The organism is Microbacterium sp. CR_7, from assembly GCF_041954755.1.
Lineage (GTDB): Bacteria > Actinomycetota > Actinomycetes > Actinomycetales > Microbacteriaceae > Microbacterium.
Genome location: NZ_JAVAYF010000020.1, coordinates 1 through 532, shown reverse-complemented (window position 1 = coordinate 532; position 532 = coordinate 1). Strand labels below are relative to the sequence as shown.

Genomic DNA, 532 nt, shown 5'->3' with positions numbered 1-532 from the left:
CCAGTTGATCCTGGATGCGATGCTCAACCCGAAAGTCGACGGCCCACCCCACCCGACCGGCGTTCGATTCGAACCCTCCCCGGATGAGGATGGTCGAGATGTCCGGAGCGACGCAGACCAGTCTCTCGCGGAGGTGCCCGCGGATGGCTCAACAGACGGTGGTGTCGGGTCGGATCGGTGGAATGAGGATCCCCGAGCAGTGATCGATCCCCGCACTCACACCCAGAAACGCCATGATGCGTTCGCGGCAGCGGTGGGGATCGCGGCCCGACACCAGGACATGCCGTCCCTGGGCGGCGCGGCACCGACCCTGGTCGTCACGGTCGACGCCAAAGACCTCGCCGCGAACACCGGGCGGGCGCGCCTTTCCGGGTCGGATGCGACGATCCCCACCACCGCGGCGGTGCACACGGCGTGTTCCGGGGCGATCCAGCGGGTGCTGGTCGATCAGGGCAGGATCGTGGGGATCACGGTCACCGACCGGGTGTTCACCGTGCATCAGCGGCGCGCGATCATCGCCCGCGACACCGAA

1 protein-coding gene is annotated in these 532 nt (G+C 68.0%); it reads left to right on the top strand.

All coding sequences use genetic code 11. The features are described 5' to 3' along the window. Positions 1-199: 199 nt before the first annotated feature. Positions 200-532: DUF222 domain-containing protein (locus RAC81_RS16960; protein ID WP_375083441.1), on the top strand; the 333-nt coding region annotated here is incomplete at its 3' end.